Here is a 20,224-nt window from a genome sequence, read left to right on the forward strand (position 1 = left end):
GTGGAACGAGACTCGGCCCGGCGGTCGGTTCCGCGGTCCACTGACCACGAGACCGTCCGCCGAGCCGAGTCTCGGGCAGGCAGGCAGCCGCCCCCTACTTCACCGCACCCGCGGTCAGGCCGGCTACGAACTGGCGCTGCACGATGAGGAACGCCACCACGACCGGGATCGAGACGACGAGCGACGCCGCCATGATCTGGTTCCAGTACACGTTCGTCTGCGTCGAGTACTGCTGCAGACCGACCGCCAGGGTGGACCCGTTGCCGTTCGTCATGACCGAGGCGAACAGCACCTCACCCCACGCCGTCATGAACGAGTAGATGCCGACCGCGACCAGACCCGGACGGGCCGAGGGCAGGATCACCCGGAACAGGGCACCCATCGGACCGGAGCCGTCGACCATCGCGGCCTCGTCGAGCTCCCGCGGGATGGTCTCGAAGTACCCCGCGAGCATCCAGATCGAGAACGGCAGCGTGAAGGTCAGGTACGTGATGATCAGGCCGGTCCACGACCCGACGAGCTGGATGCCGAGCGCGTTCCCGAGGTTCGTGAAGATCAGGAACAGCGGGAGCAGGAACAGCACGCCGGGGAACATCTGGGTGGAGAGCACCGCGGTGGTGAAGGTGCTCTTGCCCGTGAAGTTCCACCGGGACACCCCGTACGCGGCGAACGTCGCGATGATGAGCGAGAACACCGTCGCGACCGTGCAGACCACGAGCGAGTTGATGAAGTACTGCCCGAGCGGAACCGTCGTCCACATGTCGATGAACGGCTGCAGGGTGATGTTCGTCGGGATCCACGTGAAGTCGTTCTGGACGTCGCCGAGCGGCTTGATCGCCGTCGTGATCATCACGTAGAGCGGGACGACCGTGAACAGGGTCAGCAGGACGAGGGTGACGACCTTGAAGGACTTGGCGCCGAATGTCTCACGCACGGACGGACCTCCGGTTGGTCACGGCGAGGTAGATGCCCGTGACGATGAGCAGGAAGATGAGGAGCAGGACGCTCATCGCGGCACCGGAGCCGAAGTTCCAGGTGATGAACGACGCGTTGTAGATGTGGAAGCTGAGCAGGTCGGCGGCCGGCGGCTGCGCGGTCGAGCCGAACAGCACGAACGGCGTGTTGAAGTCGTTGAACGTCCAGAGGAACATCACGAGCACGAGCGTCACGTTGACCGGGCGGACCATCGGCAGCGTGATCGAGCGCCACTGCCGGAACGGCTTCGCGCCGTCGACCGAGGCGGCCTCGTAGACATCGTTCGGCACCGACTGCAGGCCGGCCATGAGCATGAGGAACGCGAACGGCCAGGTCTTCCAGATCGCCACGACGACGACCGAGACGAAGGCGTTCGACCCGATCAGCCAGAACGGCCCCTGCCCCATCAGGTGCAGCTGGTCGACCAGGATGTGGTTGATCGCGCCGGAGTCACGCTGGAACATGAACTTCCACGTGATGATGCCGGCGTACATCGGCAGCGCGTAGGGCACCAGGAACAGCGTGCGGAACAGGCCGCGACCCTTGAAGGGCTTCTGCAGCGCGACCGCGGCGGCCATGCCGAACGTCCACGAGAGCCCGACCACCAGGACGGTGAACCCGCACGTGATCAGGAACGAGTTGAGGACGCCCTTGCCGATCGCCTGGTCGAAGTCGACGACGACCGAGTAGTTCCGGAAGCCCGCGAACGGTGCGGCGCCCCAGTTCGCGATGAAGTACTTGGTGAGCTGGATGAAGGAGATCCAGATGCCGACGAGCATCGGCACGATGTGGATGAGCAGCTCGAACAGGATCGCCGGTGCGACGAGCGCGTACGGCAGCCAGTGTCGCTTGGGCTTGCGACCGGGCTGCGGCCCCGACAGGGTCGGTGCCTTCGTGTGCGTCAGGTCGATGCGCTCGGATTCGGGCAGGACCGAGGTGGTCATGGGTGGTGGCCTTCCGGCGAGGATGGGATCGGGTGCTTCGCGTCTCGTGACCGGTGGCGGTCGGGCCGTGGCAGCGGCCTGGAGGCGCGGCATGCGTGAGCCGATCGGCTCACCCCCGGCACGCGGCCGGGTGTGGAGGGGCGAGGCCCGGGACGCGTCCTGCGGACGCGCCCCGGGCCTCCAGGCCGACTAACCGGCCGCCTGCGAGACCTGGTCCTGCGCGGTCTGCAGCGCCGACTTGATGTCGCTGTCCGACACCGTCGAGCCGGTGGCGATCTTGGCGAACATGTCGTTCATCGCCTTGCCGACCGTCGACTCGAACTGGTCCTCGGCGGGCACCAGCGGGAGGGGCTTCGCCTTGTTGTTGTAGATGTCGAGGAAGGTCTTCGTCTGCTCGTCGGTGACCGAGTCCGCAGCCGAGGCCAGCACCGGCAGCGCCGCGTACGGCTTGTCCAGCGTGGTCTGGGTCTCCTCGCTCGTCATGTACTTGACGAACTTCAGGGCGCCGTCCTTGTTCTTCGTGTTCTTGAAGATGGACAGGTTGATGCCGGCCGGGAAGGACGCGATGTCCTTGCCGTCAGCGGTCGTCGGGAAGGGGACGACACCGAACTCGTCGGTGGTCATGCCCTGCGACGTGATGGTGGCGTTCGCGTTGTTCTGCGTCAGCATCATCGCGGCCTTCTTGTTCGCGAAGTCCGAGACCGCCTGCGTGCCGTTGTCGTACTGCGCGTTCGACGGGTTGACGACCTTGTCCGACTGCATCAGGTCGAGGTAGCGCTTGATGCCGTCGACGTTCGCCTTCTCGGTGAAGGTCGGCTTGCCGCTCTTGTCGAACCACTCGCCGCCGTTCTGCGCCGAGGTGATGAACGCGAAGTGCGAGTTCTCGGTGTACGAACCACCGGCGATGGTGAAGCCGTACTTGTCGCCCGACGTGAGCTTCTTCGCGTCCGACGTGAGGTCCTCCCACGTCGTCGGCGCCTCGAGGCCGGCGTCCTTGAACATCTGCTTGTTGTAGTACAGGCCGTAGGCGAGGCCGTAGAGCGGGACGCTCGTGACGGTCTTGCCGGGCGCACCACCGGTGGAGAGTGCGACCTTGCCGAACTTGTCGGCACCGCCGATGGCCTGCATCTCCGAGTCACCGAACTCCTGGAAGGCGCCGGTGGCCTGGAGCGAGGTGGCCCAGGTGTTGCCGATGTTGACGACGTCCGGGCCCTGGCCCGAGGTGACGGCGGTCTGGATCTTGTTCTGCAGGTCGTTCCAGCCGATGACCTGGAGGTTCACCTTGATCCCGGTCTCCTTGGTGAACTTCTCGAGGACGGGGGTGAGCACCTCCTTGTCGTTCTGGAGCGACGTGCCCTGGTTCGACGCCCAGTACGTGAGCGTCTTCCCGTCGCCGGAGGAACCGGACGACCCGGATGAGCAGGCCGCCAGGCCGGTCACGGTGAGTGCCGCGGCCGCGGTGATGGCCAGTGCGCGGATGGCAGTGCGCATGACTCTCTACTTTCTCGTCGTTGAGATGGTGCTGAGGGTGGTGCGTGTCGAGTGCTGCTGTGTGGGTGCGGGCCGGCCAGATGGTCGACCCGCTGGCCGGAGCGGGCCCGTCCTGGAGTCAGGACAGGGTCTGCTCCGCGGGGTCCCAACCCTCGGGGAGGGTCGGGGAGGGCTCGACCGTGCTCTCCACGAGCACGGTCTCACCACGTTCGGCCGCCTCGGCGATGGAGACCATCACGTCGAGGACGTGGAAGGCGAGGGCACCGGGGACCCGGTTGCCCTCCCCGGCGCGGAGCGAGCGGGCGAGGTCGACCACGCCCGTGCCGCGCGAGTAGGTCGAGCCGACCGCGGGGATCGTCTCGGGGCCGTCGGCACCGTGCGCGTACAGCTCGGTGTCGCCGTCGAAGTTGTTCGGGTCCGGGAACACGACCGTGCCGGTCTCCCCCGCGATCTCGACGAAGCCGGTGCGACCACGGTCCGACTCGAACGAGAAGACGCTCTGCGCGCTCCCGCCGTCCTCGAACTGGATGAGCGCGGAGTGGTTCGTCGGCACCTCGACCGGGAAGTCCGTGCCGGCCTTCGGGCCGGAGCCGATCGTCCGGGTGGCGCGGGACTTCGACGCCGTCGCGGTGACCTTGGCGACCGGGCCGAACGCCTGCACGAGCGTCGTGATGTAGTACGGGCCGATGTCGAACAGCGGACCGGCACCGTACGCGAACAGGAACTCGGGGCTCGGGTGCCACGACTCCGGTCCGGGGCTCTGGAAGAGCGTCAGGCCGTTGAGCGGCGTGCCGATGCGGCCCTCGCGGATCGTGCGGAGGGCGGTCTGCAGCCCGGCGCCGAGGAACGTGTCCGGGGCGACGCTCACGGTCTTGCCCGCGGCGGCCGCGGCGTCACGGAGCTGCGCGGCGCTCTCCCGGTCGAGCGCGTAGGGCTTCTCGCCCCAGACGTGCTTGCCGGCGGCGAGGGCCTGCAGGGCGACCTCGACGTGCGCGGCCGGGATCGTCAGGTTCACGACGATCTCGACGTCGTCGTCCGCCAGGAGCTCGGCGACCGAGCCGGAGCCGGGCACGCCCCACTTCTCGGCCTGTGCGGCGGCGCGCGGCTCGTCGATGTCCGCGACGAACCGGACCTGCAGGTCGGGGAACGCGGTGAGGTTCGACAGGTACTGGTCGGAGATGACCCCGGCGCCGATGACGCCGACGCCGACGGGACCGGTGCGGCGGGCGCTGTCGGTCGACGCGGCTGCGGTCGTGGTGGTGTCGGTCATGCTCGGGCCCCCTGGAGGAACGTGTAGGAGTCGGCGACGGCCTGGAACACGTCGCCCTCGTGGTCGTCGAGCTCGACGACGTGCTGGGCGTCGGGAGCGGCGGCGACGATGTCACGGATCGGCATGATGCCGTTGCCGACCGCGACCTGCTGCTTGTCGTCGTGCGAGCCGTCGCCGTCCTTGACGTGCAGGAACTGCACCTTGTCGCCGTACTTGCCGAGCACCGCGACGGGGTCGTCGCCACCGACGGTCACCCAGTAGGTGTCGAGCTCGAGCACGACGTCGTCGGAGAGCGCGTCGGCGAAGACCTCGTAGGCCGAGACGCCGTCGATGCGGTTCGAGAACTCGAACGCGTGGTTGTGGTAGCCGAGCGTCAGACCGTGGTCGGCCGCACGCGGGGCGAGGGCGCTGAGCTCGCGGGCGATCGACTCGACGTCCTCGCGGGTCGTCCAGCGGGCCTCGTCGATGTGCGGGTCGATGAGCGTCCCGAGGCCGATCGTGGTGCTGGCGTGGAAGATGCGCTCGAGGTCCTGCTCACCGGCGTCCAGCAGTCGGGCGTGGCCGCTCGGGGAACGGAGGCCGGCCTCGCCGAGTGCGTCGCGCAGGGCTTCGGCGCGGTCCACGAAGCCGAAGGCCTCGACGTCCGTGTAGCCGATGCCCGCGATGCGCTGCAGCGTGCCGAGCAGGTCCGCCGAGAGCGCGTCGCGCACCGTGTAGAGCTGGACCGAGAGGGGTTGCGTCACCAGGGGTTCTCCTCGTCGAGATGGTGGATCGTCACTGACCGAGCGTCACACTATGACCGCTTCTGTCGGCGGTCAAGCAAAAGTTGGGACTTCGTCGACGATCTTCGTTGCGTGGCGCGATCGATGTGTGGTTCACTCCCGACATGGTCGACACGACACGGACGGCAGCGTCGCCTCCGGTCGGGACGAGCGAGCTGTTCCAGATCCTCCGCGACGGAGTGCCGCGGACCCGCGGGGAGCTCGCCGCTCTGACGGGACTCGCACGCTCGACCATCGCCGTGCGCCTGGACGCCCTCATCGAGGTCGGACTCGTCGGCCCCGTCGAGACCGCCGCCTCCACGGGCGGCCGCCCACCCGCGCAGGTCGCACTCGTCCCCCGCGCCCGACTCGTCGTCGCCGCCGACCTCGGTGCCTCGCACGGCCGGGTCGCGGTGACCGACCTCGTCGCCACTCCGCTCGCCACGCGCGAGGCCGCGATCGACATCGCCGCCGGCCCCGTACCGACCCTGACCTGGCTCGTCGAGACCATCGATGCGCTCCTCGACGAGGTCGGCCGCGCCCGCGAGGACGTCATCGCGATCGGCATCGGCGTCCCCGGTCCCGTCGAGTTCTCCACGGGGCGTCCAGCCAACCCGCCGATCATGCCCGGGTGGGACGGCTTCGACGTCCCCGCGTGGCTCCGCGCGCACGTGCCCGCCCACGTCCTGGTCGACAACGACGTGAACATCGCCGCGCTCGGCGAACGCGGACACGGCTGGTCCGGCGTCGACCACCTGCTCTTCGTCAAGGTCGCGACCGGCATCGGCTCCGGCATCGTCTCCGACGGCGCACTGCAGCGCGGCGCGCAGGGCACCGCGGGCGACATCGGCCACGTGCGGGTGTCCCGCGCGGGGGACGTGCCGTGCCACTGCGGCAACACCGGGTGCCTCGAGGCCGTCGCCTCCGGTCCCGCGATCGCCCGTGCCCTCCGGGCGAAGGGGCACGACGTGCACACGAGCGGCGACGTCATCGACCTGGTGAACCGCGCGGAGCTCGACGCGATCGGCGCCGTGCGCCAGGCTGGGCGCGACATCGGCGAGGTGCTCGCGACCTGCGTCTCCCTGATGAACCCGTCGGTGATCGTGCTCGGCGGGTCGATCACCCGCGCTGGGGAGCACCTGCTCGCCGGCGTCCGCGAGGTCGTCTACTCCCGCTCGATGCCCCTCGCCACCGAGCACCTCGTCATCGCCCAGTCGCACGCCGGATCGCTCGCGGCACTCCACGGCGCCGCGGCCCTGGCGATCGACTACGCCCTCTCCCCCGCCGGGGTCGACGAACTCGTCGTCTTCGCGGAGCGCCGGGCTCTCGTCTCCTGACCGCGCGCTGCGCGCGTCGATCACCGCGCTGTCGCCGGGCGCCGCGCGCGTCGGTTACCGCGCTGTCGGCGCGCGGGGTGAGAATCGTCAGGTGACGATCGTGCAGCCCACCCTGTGGGGCGACCTGGACCCCGGCCTGGAGGATCGCCCCGCGTCCGCCACGCCGGTCGCCCCGGCCGCGGCGGCACGACACGACGCCTTCACCGCGCTGCGAGGGCACACCGAGCGGATCGTCGCGCACTCCTCCGACCGGGTCGCCTGGTTGCGGGCGCGCGCGATGGGCATCACCGCGACCGACGTCGCGCGGCTCGCGTCACTCCGCGCGGTCGAGGCGGTCGTCACCGACAAGCGCTACGGCTCCCGGTTCTCCGGCAACGCCTTCACCGAGCACGGCAAGGACCGCGAACCCGTGATCGCCGCCTGGGTCGCCGCCACGCACGGCATCGAGCCCTCGGCACACCTGTTCCACGCGAGCACGAACCGCGCACACCTGGCCACCCCGGACGGTGTCGGGTTCGATGCGTCGGAGCGACTCGTCCTCGCCGAGATCAAGACCACGGGCAAGGCGTGGCGGAGCATCCCGCGGCACTACCTGCGGCAGGTCTGGTGGCAGCAGTACGTGCTCGGCGCCGACCGCACGCTGTTCGTCTGGGAGCGCCACGACGGGTTCGTCCCCGTCGCCGACGAGCCGGAGTGCCGGTGGATCGACCGCGACGACGACCAGATCCGCGGCCTCGTACAGCTCGCCGACCTAGTGCTGGACAAGCTGCGGGCGTTCCGCACCTGACCGGCGTCAGACCTTCACGATCCGCAACCTGCTCATCCCCACCACCAGGATGCCCATCAGCCCGATGAAGACGGCGACCCCGAGGCAGTACAGGCTCACCACCCCGTAGCCCTGTTCCGGGTTCAGGAACGGGTACGGCACCCACCCGTCGGTCGCGCCACGGATCAGGACGACCGCGAGCCACACGGCCGGGTAGACCAGGAACCACCAGACGTGCCGTAGCAGCAGGCGCGCCCGGTCCGAGAAGAGCAGCCAGTCGAGCACCGCGTACAGCGGGATCCACTTGTGCAGCAGGTCGTTGGACCACGGCACCGTGTTCTCGACAGCTGCCCCGACGAGCAGCGTGTTGTAGACGACGCCGGTCGTGGCGATGTAGACCGTCGCCGCACCGCGGACCCCGCTGACGAGGACGTCGCCGCGCTTCCGGCGAGCAGCGGCGACGAGCGTCAGCGCGAGGGCCACCGCGATGAGGATGTTCGACTGGATCGTGAAGTACCCGAAGAAGTTCCAGAACAGGTAGTCGTGGGACTTCGAGCTGACGAGCCACTGGGCCAGCACTGCCGCCACGATGGCGATCACGGCGATCAGCCGGAGCGAGTTGACGATGGTCCGCACGACACCACGCTATCCGGACCCGGGCCGGAACGCAGGAGACCCGCACCGGAAGCGGTGCGGGTCTCCTGGTCGATCAGATTCAGATCGCGTCGACGTCCAGCGGGATGGCCTGAACCAGCCCTGTGCCGAAGGTCGTCAGATCGCGTTGACGTCCAGCGGGATGGCCTGAACCAGCCCTGTGCCGAAGGTCGTCAGATCGCGTTGACGTCCAGCGGGATGCCGGGGCCGAAGGTCGTCGAGACGGCGCCCTTCGTGATGTAACGGCCCTTGGAGGCGGACGGCTTGAGACGGACGATCTCCTCGAGCGCGGTCGAGATGTTCTCGTCGAGCTGCTCCGGCGTGAACGAGGCCTTGCCGACGACGAAGTGCACGTTGGCGTGCTTGTCGACGCGGAACTCGATCTTGCCGCCCTTGATGTCGTTCACGGCCTGGGCCACGTTCGGCGTCACGGTGCCGGTCTTGGGGTTCGGCATGAGGCCACGCGGGCCGAGCACCTTGCCGAGTCGACCGACCTTGCCCATGAGGTCCGGGGTCGCGACGGCCGAGTCGAAGGCGGTGTAGCCCTCGGCGACCTTCGCGATGAGCTCGTCGCCACCGACCTCGTCGGCACCGGCGGCGATGGCGGCCTCGGCCGCAGCGCCCACGGCGAAGACGATGACGCGGGCGGTCTTGCCCGTGCCGTGCGGCAGGATGACCGTGCCGCGGACCATCTGGTCCGCCTTGCGCGGGTCGACGCCGAGCTTGAGCGCGACCTCGATGGTCGAGTCGGTCTTGGCCGACCCGGTCTCCTTCGCGAGGGCGACGGCCTCGGTCGGGGTGTAGAACTTGTCGGCCTCGATCTTCGCGGCCGCGGCCTGGTAGGCCTTGGACTTCTTCGCCATGGTGTTCTCCTCAGGAGCTACGTGGTTGACGAGCCGGCGAGGCTCTCCCACGGAAAGGTTGGGGTGTGTGTGGCGCTGAGGCTCAGGCCTCGACCGTGATGCCCATCGAACGAGCGGTGCCGGCGATGATCTTCGCGGCCTGCTCGATGTCGTTGGCGTTCAGGTCGGCCTGCTTCGTCTCGGCGATCTGACGGACCTGGTCCATCGAGATCTTCGCGACCTTGACCGTGTGCGGGGTCGAGGACCCCTTCTGCACACCCGCAGCCTTCTTGATGAGCTCCGCGGCCGGCGGGGTCTTGAGGACGAACGTGAACGAACGGTCCTCGTAGACGGTGATCTCGACCGGCACGACGTTTCCGCGCTGCGACTCGGTCGCGGCGTTGTACGCCTTGCAGAACTCCATGATGTTCACGCCGTGCTGACCGAGCGCCGGACCGATCGGCGGGGCCGGGTTGGCGGCGCCCGCGTTGATCTGCAGCTTGATCAGGCCCGTGACCTTCTTCTTCGGTGCCATTCTTCGCTTTCCTCCTGGAATCGAACGCACGGGGACCCGTGCACTCTCCCGCTGGTCCGGCGGATCCGGACCGCGGTGAAGCCCCGCACGCGTCAGCGCACGGGGCCAAACCTCAGTAGTCTACCCGATCTCGCGGATCGGACTAGAGCTTGGTGACCTGGTCGAAGCTGAGCTCGACCGGCGTCTCGCGCTCGAACAGCGAGACGAGGACGGTGAGCTTGCCGCTCTCGGGCTTGATCTCGGAGATCGAACCGGGCAGACCCGCGAACGAGCCCTCCTTGATGGTGATCGTCTCGCCGATCTCGAAGTCGACCTCGGCCTGCGGCTGGGCCTGCGCGAAGCCGCTGCCCTTGGCGCCACCCTTGGTGGGGGCCGCCTCGGCGACCTGCACGAGGGACTTCAGCATGCCGAACGCCTCGTCGAAGCGGAGCGGCGTGGGGTTGTGCGCGTTGCCGACGAAGCCGGTGACGCCCGGGGTGTGGCGGACGACCGACCACGAGTCCTCGTTGAGGTCCATGCGGACGAGCACGTACGAGGGGATCCGGACGCGGGTGACCAGCTTGCGCTGTCCGTTCTTGATCTCGACGACGTCCTCCATGGGGACCTCGACCTGGTAGATCGAGTCCTCCATCGACATCGAGACCATGCGGTTCTCGATGTTCGACTTCACGCGGCGCTCGAAACCCGCGTAGGAGTGGATGACGTACCACTTGCCCGGCTTCATCCGCAGCTCGGCCTTGAACGCCTCGTACGGGTCGACCTCGGTGTCGTCGTCAGCGTCGAGGGCCTCGTCCGCGGCGATCGTCTCGTTCGCCTCGGCGGCGGTCTCCGCCTCGAGCTCGGTCTCTTCCTCGTCCTCGACGGCCTCGACGGCGGCCTCGGCCTCGTCCAGAGTGTCGACGTCGAGTGCGTCGTCCACGACAGCGTCCGCCTCGGGGTCGCGGGACTCCTGCAGCGCCGTGAGCGCCTCGTCGATGGAGGCGTCGACCGTGCCGTCGTCGGGCTCGTCGCTCAGACCGAGGGACTCGTCGTCCTCGTCCTCGACGGAGATCGCACGCTCCTCGGCGGACTCGACCGAGCGGCCCTCGCTCGTCTCGACGTCGCCTTCCTGGTTCTCCTCGACCTCCGAGGACTGCTCGGCAGCCGTGGCGAGGTCGATGTCGTCGCGGGAGTTGTCAGACACTGCGGTTCTTTCCGTTCGGTGGTGCGGATCGGGTGTGCGGTCGGAGCGGTGCGCGTCCGGTTCCGTCTCGGGCGACCGTACTCCTGTCGGACGACGCCCAGACCAGCCGGACGCCCGCAGGGGCCCGTCGGATCAGACCGTCGGACCGTTGCCGAAGACGTAACCGACGCCGAGACCGAACACGAAGTCGAGGATCGACACGAGGATCATCATCACGATGACGAAGACCAGCACGACGCCGGTGTAGCTGAAGAGCTCCTTGCGGGTCGGTGTGACGACCTTGCGGAGCTCGCCGATGACCTGGCGGATGAAGAGGGCGATGGCGGCGAACGGACCGCCGCGCTGGGCGCGATCGGCCTTGGCCTTCGCGACGACGTCGTCCGTCGTCGTCTCCATGTCCTTGCTCGCCAACTTCACACCTTCCAGACTTGCAGGGCGGACAGGACTCGAACCTGCAACCTGCGGTTTTGGAGACCGCTGCTCTACCAATTGAGCCACCGCCCTAGGGGGAATGCCCCGTGGCCACGTTCCGCAGAGCGTTCCGTGCGCCGGTGGTCGAGTGTACGGGAGTCCGTCACACGCTGTCCACTTGACGGATGCTCCGGCGCGCCGCGTCGGTAGGCTGGGAGCCGTGAGCACCGCAGCCCCCGGCCCCGAGTCCACCACCCCCGAGCCCGCCGCACAGGCGGACCGACCGCGCATCGCGTCGCGCATCGCGGCGATCGCCGAGTCCGCCACGCTCAAGGTCGACGCGAAGGCCAAGGCGCTCAAGGCCGCCGGCCGACCGGTCGTGTCCTTCGCCGCGGGCGAGCCCGACTTCGCGACGCCACAGCACGTCGTCGACGCCGCCGTCCAGGCCGCGCAGGACCCGAGGAACCACCGGTACACGCCGGCGACCGGACTCCCCGAGCTCAAGCAGGCCATCGCCGACAAGACCGCGCGCGAGTCCGGCGTGACCGTCGACCCCGCGCAGGTGATCGTCACGAACGGCGGCAAGCAGGCCGTGTACCAGGCGTTCCAGACGATCGTCGACGCCGGCGACGAGGTCCTGCTGCCGGCCCCGTACTGGACCACCTACCCCGAGGCCATCCGGCTCGCCGGCGGCGTCCCGGTCGAGGTCTTCGCCGGTAGCGACCAGGACTACCTCGTCACCGTCGAGCAGCTCGAGGCCGCCAGGACCCCCGCGACGAAGGCGCTGCTGTTCTGCTCGCCGTCGAACCCGACCGGCTCGGTCCACACCGCCGAGCAGACGAAGGCCATCGGTGAGTGGGCCCTCGAGCACGGCATCTGGGTGATCAGCGACGAGATCTACCAGGACCTCGTGTACGACGGCGTGCGCTTCACCGGCATCCTCGAGGCGGTCCCGGCCCTCGCCGACACCACGATCCTGGTGAACGGCGTCGCGAAGACCTACGCCATGACCGGCTGGCGCGTCGGGTGGTTCATCGGCCCGGCCGACGCCGTCAAGGCCGCGTCGAACCTGCAGTCGCACCTGTCCTCGAACGTGTCGAACGTGTCCCAGCGCGCCGCGATCGCCGCACTGACCGGCCCGCAGGAGCCCGTCGCCGCGATGCGCGATGCGTTCGACCGCCGTCGCCGCTCGATCGTCGACGGCCTCAACGCGATCCCCGGCTTCGTCACGCCGACCCCGCAGGGCGCGTTCTACGTCTACCCCGACGTGACGGCGCTGCTCGGTCGCGAGTGGGCCGGTTCCACCCCCACGACGACGCTCGAGCTCGCCGACCTGATCCTCGAGCACGCCGAGGTCGCGGTCGTCCCCGGCGAGGCCTTCGGCCCCTCCGGCTACCTGCGACTGTCCTACGCCCTGGGAGACGACGACATCGCCGAGGGCGTCCGTCGCCTGGCGGCGTTCTTCTCCGCCTGATCGTCGCACCCCGTCGACGACGTCGCGCCCCGCAGCAGCGGGGCGCGACGTCGTTCCGAGGGTGCGGTCCGTCAGACCGGCTGCGGGACGGCCGGGAGGATCGTGGCGATCAGGCGGTCAGGTCACCGACCACGACCGGCTCGGGCACGAGCGCGACCCCGAAGCGGTTCAGGACGGTCGCCTGCACGTAGCGCGCGAGCTCCGCGACCTGCGCCGCGGTCGCGTCGCCCCGGTTCGTCAGCGCGAGGGTGTGCTTCGACGAGATCCCCGCACGGGACCCCGGGACCGCGTACCCGCGGTGCACCCCAGCGTGCTCGATGAGCCAGGCCGCACTGAGCTTGACGTCGTCCCCGGCGGGCCAGCGCGGCGCCTCCGGCGGGAGCGTCTCGGCGAAGGCGGCGGAGACGACCGGGTTCGTGAAGAACGACCCGGCGCTCCACGTGTCCGGATCGGCGTCGTCGAGGACCATGCCCTTCGACGCACGGAGCCGGAGCACGGTCTCGCGGATCGTCGCCGGGTCGACCGGCGCGCCGAGGTCGACCTCCAGCGAGCCAGCGAGCTGGGCGTACCGGACCGGCACCCCGGCCTCGGGAGCCGAGCCGAGACGGAACTCGACGGCGAGGACGACCCCGCGCCGGCCGTGCTTGAGCGTCGACGTGCGGTAGCCGAGCGCCAGCTCGGCGGCCGGGACCCACGCGCGCTCCCCCGTCGACGCGTCGAGGAAGTCGATCGCGGTGAGCACGTCGGACAGCTCGAGCCCGTAGGCGCCGATGTTCTGCACGGGGGCGGCGCCGACCGTGCCCGGGATGCCGCTCAGTGCCTCCAGTCCGGTCCACCCGTTCGCAACCGTGGTGGCGACGAACGCGTCCCACGGCTCACCGGCCGCGACGCGGACGGTGACGCCGTCCGCGTCGGGCTCGGCGGTGACGCCGCGGGTGCGGACCAGCACGACGGTGCCGTCGAAGCCGTCGTCGGCGACCAGCAGGTTGCTGCCGCCGCCGACGACCAGCCACTCGTCGTCCGCCCAGGCCGTGTGCGCGTGCGCGACGAGCTCGTCGGTTGTCTCGGCGGTCAGGAGCGTCCTGGCGGGACCCCCGACACGGAACGTCGTCAGGTCGGCGAGACGCGTCGACCCGGTCAGCGGAGCACCACCGTCACCTGCGCCTTGCCGAGCACGGTCGGCCCGCCGGCGGTCACGGTGAGGTCGATGCGCTGGGGGCGACCGTCCGCGTCGACCGTGCCGACCTTCGCGATGACGGTGACGTCGGCACCCTGTTGCGGATCGACGACGACGGGGCGGGTGAACCGCACGCCGTAGCGCTGGACGGTCCCGCGGTCGCCGAGCCACTCGGACACCGGCTGGACCGCGAGGCCCATCGTCAGCATGCCGTGCGCGAGGACACCGGGGAGGCCGACCGAGGCGGCGACGTCGTCGCGGTAGTGGATCGGGTTGAAGTCCCCGGAGGCCCCGGCGTAGCGGACGAGCGAGTCGCGGGTGAGGTGGACCGTGCGCTCGGCGACGACGGTGCCGACCTCGACGGCGGTGAGCGGTGCGGCGGTCATGCGTCGTCTCCTCGGACCACGAGGGTGGAGGTCGCCGTGACGACGTGCTCCCCGGTGGCGTCCTGCATCGTGCTCTCGGCGGTGACCATGGCGTTGCCGCCGAGGGACTTCACGCTCGTGACGGTCAGCGTCGCGGTGAGCTCGTCGCCCGCGACGATCGGCCGCTCGTACGTGAAGGACTGCTCGCCGTGCACGACGCGCGAGAAGTCGATCCCGGCGTCGGGCTCGGCGAGGAGCTGCGCGAGCGTGGCTTCCTGCACGACGACGGCGAAGGTCGGCGGTGCGACGACGTCGGCGTACCCGGCGTTCCGGGCGGCGTCGGGGTCGTGGTGGATCGGGTTCGTCGCGAAGACGGCACGCGAGAACTCGCGCACCTTCTCGCGACCGACCAGGTAGGGCTGGGCCGGCGGGAATGTCCTGCCGACGAGCTCGGGGTTCACTGACACGTCCGGGAGTCTACCGACGCCCCGCGACACACTGCCCGGAACTGAGACGGTTTCGGCTATGCTGCCGCGAACGGCTTCGGGGGAAGTCGTCGGGTCGCTGTGCCGACCCCGGGGGTGGGGAGGAACGATGGAGACGACGACCGAGTTCGCGGTGCACACGGGTGACCGCTGCACGGCCATGGAGGTCGCGGGCGCCGCACTGCGCCAGGCCGGCCACCGCGTGGAGTCCACCGGCGGCACGCTCACCGCGACGTCGGGCAGCCGCGCGCTGACGATCCTGCTCGGGGCCCTGGTGCACCCGTCGCGGCAGTTCCGCCGCTACGAGCTGTCCTCCACCGTCACGGGGACCTCGACCACGATCACCCTGCGGCACGCCGTGCACGGCACCGCGGTGTCCGGCGGGAGCATCGGCGCCGGACGACGCCGCTCGGCGTGGCAGCAGGTGAACGCGACGCTCGAGCGCTCCCTGCGCGCGGCCGGCCTGCTCACCGCTCCCCCACGCTGACCCGAGGCCGATCCGCGTGTAGGAGGCCGATCCGCGCGTAGGAGGCCGTTCCGCGCAAGGCAGGTCGTCCTTTCCAGCGCCCTACGAGCGGATCGGCATCTCATGTCGAGCGTGATGGGCAGGAACGCGCACCCGTACCCGGCAACATCGGGCGTCCCTGGTGCTCCGGGACGACCAGGGATGCCCGGAACGATCAGGCGCGCGGGGTGGGCGGCGCCGCAGCACACGCAGCGGGACGAGCACAGCCCGACACCAGCACGGCCCGAGACAGGTACAGCCCGAGACAGGTACAGCCCGAGACCAGCAGAGCCCGAGACGAGTCCAGCCCGGGAACGACGAAAGCCCGGCGAGCAGATCGCCGGGCTTGTGGTAGCGAGGACGGGACTTGAACCCGTGACCCCACGATTATGAGTCGTGTGCTCTAACCAACTGAGCTACCCCGCCAGAGATCCGGAGCGCACAGCTCCGGGTCGGAGCCCCGAGTCAGGATTGAACTGACGACCCCTTCCTTACCATGGAAGTGCTCTACCACTGAGCTATCGGGGCGAGTGCCGCTCGGCGGCACCAGACGAGAGTAGCAGACCCGCGACGGTGGTCGGGAACCGGACGTGACGCCCGGGCGTGCCGCAGCTGACCCGCTAGTTCGCGTTCGCGCGGAGCCATGCCAGCGGGTCCACGGGGACTCCGTCGACGTGGATCTCGAGGTGCAGGTGCGGCCCGGTCGAGTTGCCCGTCGAGCCGACCTGACCGAGGACCTGACCGACCTCGATCTGCTGGCCGCGGACGACCTCGAACGTGTTGTCCTTCATGTGGCCGTAGACGCTGATGAACTGCTTGCCGTCGACGTCGTGCTGCACCCAGACGTCGTTGCCGAAGCCGCCGTCGTGCGCCTGCACCTTGATCACCGTGCCGGCGGCGACCGAACGGATCGGGGTGCCCTCGCCCGGGGCGAAGTCGACGCCCATGTGGTTCGTCGAGCAGAAGGAGCAGCCCTCCACCTGGCGGCCGCCGAACCCGGAGGTGATCGGGACGCCGGTGAGGAACGGCCACTGGATCGTGCCGTTCGCGTCGTTGGTGAACGAGGACGCGTCGACGTTCTTGTACTGCGCAGCGCTCGACACCGAGTACTGGTCGCGCGTGGTCTCCGCGTCGGTCGCGCCGTCGCCGACCGCGAGGGTCTGGGCGGCGCCGCTGCCGGTGCGCTCGGCCGTCGTGCTCGTCGGGACCCAGAGCGCCTGCGCCGGGAGCGACGTCGACACGACGAGTCCGGCGGCGAAGAGCAGGGCACCGACCGCGGTGATGCGCGAGGCGGTCCGGCGGAAGGACGAGCCGGTGGACGCGGTGGCCGCAGCCGGGGCAGCCGGGACCGCGGGGATGTGCCGGGTCGCCCGGTCGGCCGTGGTGACGACGGGACGCGCGGCACGACCGGCTCGGCGGACGGCGGCCGGAGCGACGACCGGCGAGCTCGGAGCCGGCGGGGTGACCGCACCGGCGGAGGGCTCGGGACGCACGGGCGACGCGGGTGCCAGGTCGATCGGCGACGCCGGCGCGGGCGGGGTCACGGGCGCGGCGACCTCGGCACGGACCGGTGCTGCGACCGGACCGCCTGCTGCTGCCGCTCGTCGCTCGGCGGCGATGCGCTCGCGTCGGGTGAGGTGGACGATCGGCTCGGGAGCGGTGTCGACGTCGGCGGTGCGGGTGGGCGTCACGGGAGCGTGGGGCATGCGTTCGGGGCTGATCCTGGTTCGGCGGGAGTTCGGGGCACGGAGCGCTCGTGGGTCGGGAGCACGAGCGTGGGGCAGGGCTCCCGTTGGTAACGAGCAGGTAACGGGACTGGAGCACGCTAGCAGGACGTACAGCTCCTCGCCAGTCGTCGCGTGCACGTCCGTGCAGGTCGCCCGGAGCGCTCAGCCGCCGAGCACGTCCTGCTCGAGCCGTCGCACCAGGGCCTCGAGTCCGTCGGCCACCGCTGGTGCGGCGAAGAGGAAGGACCGGGTTCCGCCCGCGTCCCAGATGCGGACCGTGGCGCCCGCCTCGGCCGCGACGACCGCGCCGCCGGCCATGTCCCACGGGTTGATACCCCGCTCGTAGTACGCGTCGACGGTGCCGGCGCCCACCGCGCAGCAGTCGAGCGACGCTGCTCCCCCGCGTCGGACGTCCCGCACCTCGCCGATGAGCCCGGCGAGCACGGCGACCTGCTCCCGACGACGGTCCGCCGTGTACCCGAAGCCGGTGGCGACGAGCGTCTCGGCGAGCGACGCCGGTGCCGCCACGCGGAGCGGCACCCCGTCGCGGGTCGCCCCGGCGCCGACCGCGCCGCGGAAGACGGTGCCGGTCGCGGGCTGCACCACGATGCCGGCGACCGGCTCCCACGTCGTCGGGTCCGGCTCCCCGCGGACGACGCCGATGCTGACGCCGTACGCATCGCTGCCGTAGAGGTAGTTGACGGTCCCGTCGATCGGGTCGACGACCCACGTGTAGCCGGACGTTCCCGTGCCCGAGCCGGACTCCTCGCCGTGGAAGCCGTCGTCGGGACGGGCCTCGGCGATCCGGCGACGGATCAGCTCCTCGACCTCGCGGTCGGCCGCGGTGACGACGTCGACGATGCTCGACTTGCGGTCGGCGACCTCGACCCCCTCGGCACGACGACGCGCGGCGAGGGCGGCTCCTTCGCGTGCGATCGACTCGGCGAGGTCGGCGAACTGGACTGGGGTGAGCGCGTCGGACACGACCCCAGCATGCCGGAACGCGATGCATGCCGGAACGCGAACGGCCCCGTCCGAGGAGGACGGGGCCGGTTCATCGAGTGGCGAGTGAGGGATTCGAACCCCCGAAGGCTACGCCGGCTGATTTACAGTCAGATCCCTTTGGCCGCTTGGGTAACTCGCCATGTGCGCACCCGGCTCGTGTGATCACCAACCGAAGGCGCTCCAAGAGCATAGCGGATCACCAGGGGTGGTCGTGACCACCGCCCACCGCAGCCGACGTGCCGGACCCGAACCGTGCCTCCCGTCCGCCGTTAGGCTGTCCGGCATGGCAGACAGTTCCTTCGACGTGGTGAGCAAGGTCGACAAGATGGAGGCGGAGAACGCCGTCAACCAGGCAGCCAAGGAGATCGAGCAGCGCTACGACTTCAAGGGCGCCGCGGCCTCGATCGCGTTCAGCGGCGAGGACGTCCTCATCAAGGCGAACTCCGAGGAGCGCGCGAAGGCCGTCCTCGACGTCCTGCAGACCAAGGCGATCAAGCGCAACATCAGCCTGAAGAGCCTGGACGCCGGCGACCCCTTCCCCTCGGGCAAGGAGTACCGCATCGAGGTGAAGTTCAAGAACGGCATCGAGCAGGACGTCGCGAAGAAGATCGGCGCGTTCCTCCGCGCGAACGCCCCGAAGAGCGTGAAGAACCAGATCCAGGGCGACGAGCTGCGCGTCTCCTCGAAGAGCCGTGACGACCTGCAGAACACGATCCAGCTCCTCAAGGGTGAAGAGTTCGACGTGCCGCTGCAGTTCATCAACTTCCGGTAGCGCCGCACCCCGTGGAGCACTGGCTCAGCGTCGCGATCGCCGTCCTCCTGGTCCTGCTGGACCTGGCGATCCGTGTCTTCTCGATCATCTACGTCCCGTACAACCGGAAGCCGCAGACCGCGACCGCCTGGCTCCTCGCGATCTTCCTGATCCCCTACATCGGGTTCATCGTCTTCCTGGTGATCGGGTCGACGAAGCTGCCGAAGGCCCGGCGCGAGAAGCAGACGGAGATCAACGCGTACATCCTCGAGCAGACCGAGGGCATCGAGCGCGTGCGACGGGACCACCCGTGGCCGCCGTGGCTCGAGAGCATCACGAAGCTCAACCGCGAGCTCGGCGCGATGCCCCTGGTCGGCGGCAACTCGGCGGAGCTCTACCCGGACTCGTACGAGTCGGTGCAGGAGATGACCCGCGCGATCGACCAGTCGCGCCGGTTCGTCCACGTCGAGTTCTACATCGCGACGATCGACGACACGACGCGGCCGTACTTCGAGGCCCTCGCCCGTGCGCAGGCCCGCGGTGTGACGGTGCGGTTCCTCCTCGACCACTGGGCGAGCCGCGGCTACCCGGGCTACAAGGACACGCTCGCGTTCCTCGACCAGGCCGGCATCGAGTGGCACCTCATGCTCCCCCTGCAGCCGCTGCAGGGGAAGTTCCAGCGCCCGGACCTCCGCAACCACCGGAAGATCATGGTGATCGACGGCTCGGTCGCGTTCACCGGGTCGCAGAACCTCATCGACCCGTCCTACGACCTGCCGTCGCACATCGAGAAGGGCATGGTCTACAAGGACCTGTTCGCCCGCTTCGAGGGTCCGGTCGTCGCCGGCCTCAACGCCCTGTTCGTCACCGACTGGTACAGCGAGACGGATGAGCTCCTGCTCCGCGAGAGCGACCCGGTGCAGCGCGCCGACCGCGGGGACGCCCTCGACTGCCAGGTGGTCCCCTCCGGCCCCGGGTTCGACGGCGAGAACAACCTGCGCCTGTTCAACGCGCTGCTCTACTCCGCCCAGGAGAAGGTGTCGATCACGTCGCCGTACTTCGTGCCGGACGACTCGATGCTCTACGCGATCACGACGACGGCGCAGCGCGGGGTCGAGGTCGAGCTGTTCGTCGGCGAGATGGGCGACCACGCGATGACCTGGCACGCGCAGCGCTCCTACTACGAGGAGCTCCTGCGTGCCGGCGTGAAGATCTGGCTGTACCGCGCCCCGACGATCCTGCACGCGAAGCACTTCACGATCGACGACGACGTGTCCGTCATCGGGTCGAGCAACATGGACATGCGGTCGTTCAGCCTGAACCTCGAGGTCTCGGTGATGGTCCGCGGGCGCCGGTTCGTGGACGCGCTGCGCGGAGTGCAGGCCGCCTACAAGGAGGCCTCGTTCGAGCTCACGCTGGACGCGTGGCTCGAACGTCCGCGTCGGTCCCAGGTGCTCGACAACGTCGCGCGGCTGACGGCAGCCCTGCAGTAGGGCCAGCCGGGAGGCACGGTGCGGGTCCGCCCCGCCCGACCCGTCGGACGTCGGTGCCGGCCCGGCACCGCGG

Annotated in this window: 21 protein-coding genes and 4 tRNA genes; 6 read left to right on the top strand and 19 right to left on the bottom strand. The window is 69.7% G+C overall.

From position 1 onward, the window contains the following. Positions 1–94: 94 nt before the first annotated feature. The 5 genes from DEU32_RS05610 to DEU32_RS05630 form a co-directional block, all read right to left on the bottom strand. Positions 95–934 (bottom strand): carbohydrate ABC transporter permease, encoded by an 840-nt coding sequence (locus DEU32_RS05610; RefSeq protein ID WP_114849696.1) that lies wholly within the window; start codon positions 932–934, stop codon positions 95–97. Beyond that, positions 927–1,919: a carbohydrate ABC transporter permease gene (locus DEU32_RS05615; protein WP_174777935.1), complete on the bottom strand. Its 993-nt coding sequence runs from the start codon at positions 1,917–1,919 to the stop codon at positions 927–929. The genes DEU32_RS05610 and DEU32_RS05615 overlap by 8 nt, the downstream gene beginning before the upstream one ends. Before the next feature lie 189 nt (positions 1,920–2,108). Further along, complete coding sequence (locus DEU32_RS05620) at positions 2,109–3,410, bottom strand: ABC transporter substrate-binding protein (protein WP_114849697.1); 1,302 nt, start codon at positions 3,408–3,410, stop codon at positions 2,109–2,111. A gap of 118 nt (positions 3,411–3,528) precedes the next feature. Continuing rightward, a complete protein-coding gene (locus DEU32_RS05625) occupies positions 3,529–4,680 on the bottom strand; it encodes a Gfo/Idh/MocA family protein (protein WP_114849698.1) in 1,152 nt (383 codons plus the stop codon). Beyond that, positions 4,677–5,423 carry a sugar phosphate isomerase/epimerase gene (locus DEU32_RS05630; protein ID WP_114849699.1) on the bottom strand — a complete coding sequence of 249 codons (747 nt, stop codon included), beginning with the start codon at positions 5,421–5,423 and terminating at the stop codon, positions 4,677–4,679. The genes DEU32_RS05625 and DEU32_RS05630 overlap by 4 nt, the downstream gene beginning before the upstream one ends. Before the next feature lie 143 nt (positions 5,424–5,566). On the opposite strand from DEU32_RS05630, the gene DEU32_RS05635 reads away from it, so the two are divergent. Together DEU32_RS05635 and DEU32_RS05640 are read left to right on the top strand one after the other, a co-directional pair. Beyond that, positions 5,567–6,778, top strand: a complete 1,212-nt coding sequence (locus DEU32_RS05635) for an ROK family transcriptional regulator (protein ID WP_058741942.1) — start codon at positions 5,567–5,569, stop codon at positions 6,776–6,778. Positions 6,779–6,869: 91 nt separating this feature from the next. Beyond that, entirely contained in the window at positions 6,870–7,565 is a 696-nt protein-coding gene (locus DEU32_RS05640; RefSeq protein ID WP_114849700.1) for a YqaJ viral recombinase family protein, read from the top strand. Between the two features lie 6 nt (positions 7,566–7,571). Here DEU32_RS05640 and DEU32_RS05645 read toward each other — a convergent pair whose 3' ends face one another. The 6 genes from DEU32_RS05645 to DEU32_RS05670 form a co-directional block, all read right to left on the bottom strand. Further along, entirely contained in the window at positions 7,572–8,180 is a 609-nt protein-coding gene (locus DEU32_RS05645; RefSeq protein ID WP_114849701.1) for a Pr6Pr family membrane protein, read from the bottom strand. Positions 8,181–8,371: 191 nt separating this feature from the next. Continuing rightward, on the bottom strand, positions 8,372–9,061 hold the full coding sequence (rplA, locus tag DEU32_RS05650) for a 50S ribosomal protein L1 (protein WP_058741945.1): 690 nt from the start codon (positions 9,059–9,061) through the stop codon (positions 8,372–8,374). An 82-nt stretch (positions 9,062–9,143) separates the two neighbouring features. After that, positions 9,144–9,575 carry a 50S ribosomal protein L11 gene (rplK, locus tag DEU32_RS05655; protein WP_017888638.1) on the bottom strand — a complete coding sequence of 144 codons (432 nt, stop codon included), beginning with the start codon at positions 9,573–9,575 and terminating at the stop codon, positions 9,144–9,146. Positions 9,576–9,717: 142 nt separating this feature from the next. Next, positions 9,718–10,758: a transcription termination/antitermination protein NusG gene (nusG, locus tag DEU32_RS05660; RefSeq protein WP_114849702.1), complete on the bottom strand. Its 1,041-nt coding sequence runs from the start codon at positions 10,756–10,758 to the stop codon at positions 9,718–9,720. 132 nt (positions 10,759–10,890) lie between these two features. Further along, positions 10,891–11,169 carry a preprotein translocase subunit SecE gene (gene secE, locus DEU32_RS05665; protein WP_058741959.1) on the bottom strand — a complete coding sequence of 93 codons (279 nt, stop codon included), beginning with the start codon at positions 11,167–11,169 and terminating at the stop codon, positions 10,891–10,893. A gap of 20 nt (positions 11,170–11,189) precedes the next feature. Then, a tRNA-Trp gene (locus DEU32_RS05670) sits at positions 11,190–11,262 on the bottom strand. A 118-nt stretch (positions 11,263–11,380) separates the two neighbouring features. Between DEU32_RS05670 and DEU32_RS05675 the strand changes: the two genes are divergently transcribed. Next, complete coding sequence (locus tag DEU32_RS05675; RefSeq protein ID WP_395858322.1) at positions 11,381–12,643, top strand: pyridoxal phosphate-dependent aminotransferase; 1,263 nt, start codon at positions 11,381–11,383, stop codon at positions 12,641–12,643. 109 nt (positions 12,644–12,752) lie between these two features. Here DEU32_RS05675 and DEU32_RS05680 read toward each other — a convergent pair whose 3' ends face one another. The 3 genes from DEU32_RS05680 to DEU32_RS05690 are packed head-to-tail and all read right to left on the bottom strand — an operon-like array spanning position 12,753 to position 14,652. Then, on the bottom strand, positions 12,753–13,784 hold the full coding sequence (locus DEU32_RS05680) for a UDP-N-acetylmuramate dehydrogenase (RefSeq protein ID WP_114849871.1): 1,032 nt from the start codon (positions 13,782–13,784) through the stop codon (positions 12,753–12,755). After that, a complete protein-coding gene (locus tag DEU32_RS05685; protein ID WP_114849704.1) occupies positions 13,781–14,206 on the bottom strand; it encodes a MaoC/PaaZ C-terminal domain-containing protein in 426 nt (141 codons plus the stop codon). Before DEU32_RS05685 ends, DEU32_RS05680 begins: the two co-directional genes overlap by 4 nt. Continuing rightward, positions 14,203–14,652 carry a MaoC family dehydratase N-terminal domain-containing protein gene (locus DEU32_RS05690; protein WP_114849705.1) on the bottom strand — a complete coding sequence of 150 codons (450 nt, stop codon included), beginning with the start codon at positions 14,650–14,652 and terminating at the stop codon, positions 14,203–14,205. The genes DEU32_RS05685 and DEU32_RS05690 overlap by 4 nt, the downstream gene beginning before the upstream one ends. 127 nt (positions 14,653–14,779) lie before the next feature. Between DEU32_RS05690 and DEU32_RS05695 the strand changes: the two genes are divergently transcribed. After that, positions 14,780–15,157: a hypothetical protein gene (locus tag DEU32_RS05695; RefSeq protein WP_058741949.1), complete on the top strand. Its 378-nt coding sequence runs from the start codon at positions 14,780–14,782 to the stop codon at positions 15,155–15,157. A 367-nt stretch (positions 15,158–15,524) separates the two neighbouring features. Here the strand turns inward: DEU32_RS05695 and DEU32_RS05700 are convergent. From DEU32_RS05700 to DEU32_RS05720, 5 genes are all read right to left on the bottom strand, one after another. Continuing rightward, positions 15,525–15,601 (bottom strand) — tRNA-Met (locus DEU32_RS05700). A gap of 30 nt (positions 15,602–15,631) precedes the next feature. Continuing rightward, a tRNA-Thr gene (locus DEU32_RS05705) sits at positions 15,632–15,703 on the bottom strand. 92 nt (positions 15,704–15,795) lie between these two features. Then, complete coding sequence (locus tag DEU32_RS05710; protein WP_181819205.1) at positions 15,796–16,881, bottom strand: M23 family metallopeptidase; 1,086 nt, start codon at positions 16,879–16,881, stop codon at positions 15,796–15,798. Between the two features lie 183 nt (positions 16,882–17,064). Beyond that, positions 17,065–17,886, bottom strand: a complete 822-nt coding sequence (locus DEU32_RS05715; RefSeq protein WP_114849707.1) for an inositol monophosphatase family protein — start codon at positions 17,884–17,886, stop codon at positions 17,065–17,067. Positions 17,887–17,964: 78 nt separating this feature from the next. Beyond that, positions 17,965–18,046 (bottom strand) — tRNA-Tyr (locus DEU32_RS05720). 144 nt (positions 18,047–18,190) lie between these two features. Here DEU32_RS05720 and DEU32_RS05725 point away from each other — a divergent pair. Then, the gene (locus DEU32_RS05725; RefSeq protein WP_114849708.1) at positions 18,191–18,679 is read left to right on the top strand and encodes a YajQ family cyclic di-GMP-binding protein; all 489 of its coding nucleotides are present in this window, start codon (positions 18,191–18,193) and stop codon (positions 18,677–18,679) included. Positions 18,680–18,690: 11 nt separating this feature from the next. Beyond that, positions 18,691–20,151, top strand: a complete 1,461-nt coding sequence (gene cls, locus DEU32_RS05730; RefSeq protein WP_114849709.1) for a cardiolipin synthase — start codon at positions 18,691–18,693, stop codon at positions 20,149–20,151. Positions 20,152–20,224 lie beyond the last annotated feature (73 nt).

Origin of the sequence: Curtobacterium sp. AG1037 (genome assembly GCF_003349855.1) — a bacterium.
Taxonomy (GTDB): Bacteria; Actinomycetota; Actinomycetes; order Actinomycetales; family Microbacteriaceae; genus Curtobacterium; species Curtobacterium citreum.

Excerpts from the sequence above, each read along its gene's own strand:
- DEU32_RS05615 (WP_174777935.1), bottom strand. The coding sequence starts at position 1,919 with ATGACCACCTCGGTCCTGCCCGAATCCGAGCGCATCGACCTGACGCAC.
- DEU32_RS05620 (WP_114849697.1), bottom strand. The coding sequence starts at position 3,410 with ATGCGCACTGCCATCCGCGCACTGGCCATCACCGCGGCCGCGGCACTC.
- DEU32_RS05625 (WP_114849698.1), bottom strand. The coding sequence starts at position 4,680 with ATGACCGACACCACCACGACCGCAGCCGCGTCGACCGACAGCGCCCGC.
- DEU32_RS05635 (WP_058741942.1), top strand. The coding sequence starts at position 5,567 with ATGGTCGACACGACACGGACGGCAGCGTCGCCTCCGGTCGGGACGAGC.
- rplA (WP_058741945.1), bottom strand. The coding sequence starts at position 9,061 with ATGGCGAAGAAGTCCAAGGCCTACCAGGCCGCGGCCGCGAAGATCGAG.
- rplK (WP_017888638.1), bottom strand. The coding sequence starts at position 9,575 with ATGGCACCGAAGAAGAAGGTCACGGGCCTGATCAAGCTGCAGATCAAC.
- DEU32_RS05685 (WP_114849704.1), bottom strand. The coding sequence starts at position 14,206 with ATGACCGCCGCACCGCTCACCGCCGTCGAGGTCGGCACCGTCGTCGCC.
- DEU32_RS05695 (WP_058741949.1), top strand. The coding sequence starts at position 14,780 with ATGGAGACGACGACCGAGTTCGCGGTGCACACGGGTGACCGCTGCACG.
- DEU32_RS05710 (WP_181819205.1), bottom strand. The coding sequence starts at position 16,881 with ATGCCCCACGCTCCCGTGACGCCCACCCGCACCGCCGACGTCGACACC.
- DEU32_RS05725 (WP_114849708.1), top strand. The coding sequence starts at position 18,191 with ATGGCAGACAGTTCCTTCGACGTGGTGAGCAAGGTCGACAAGATGGAG.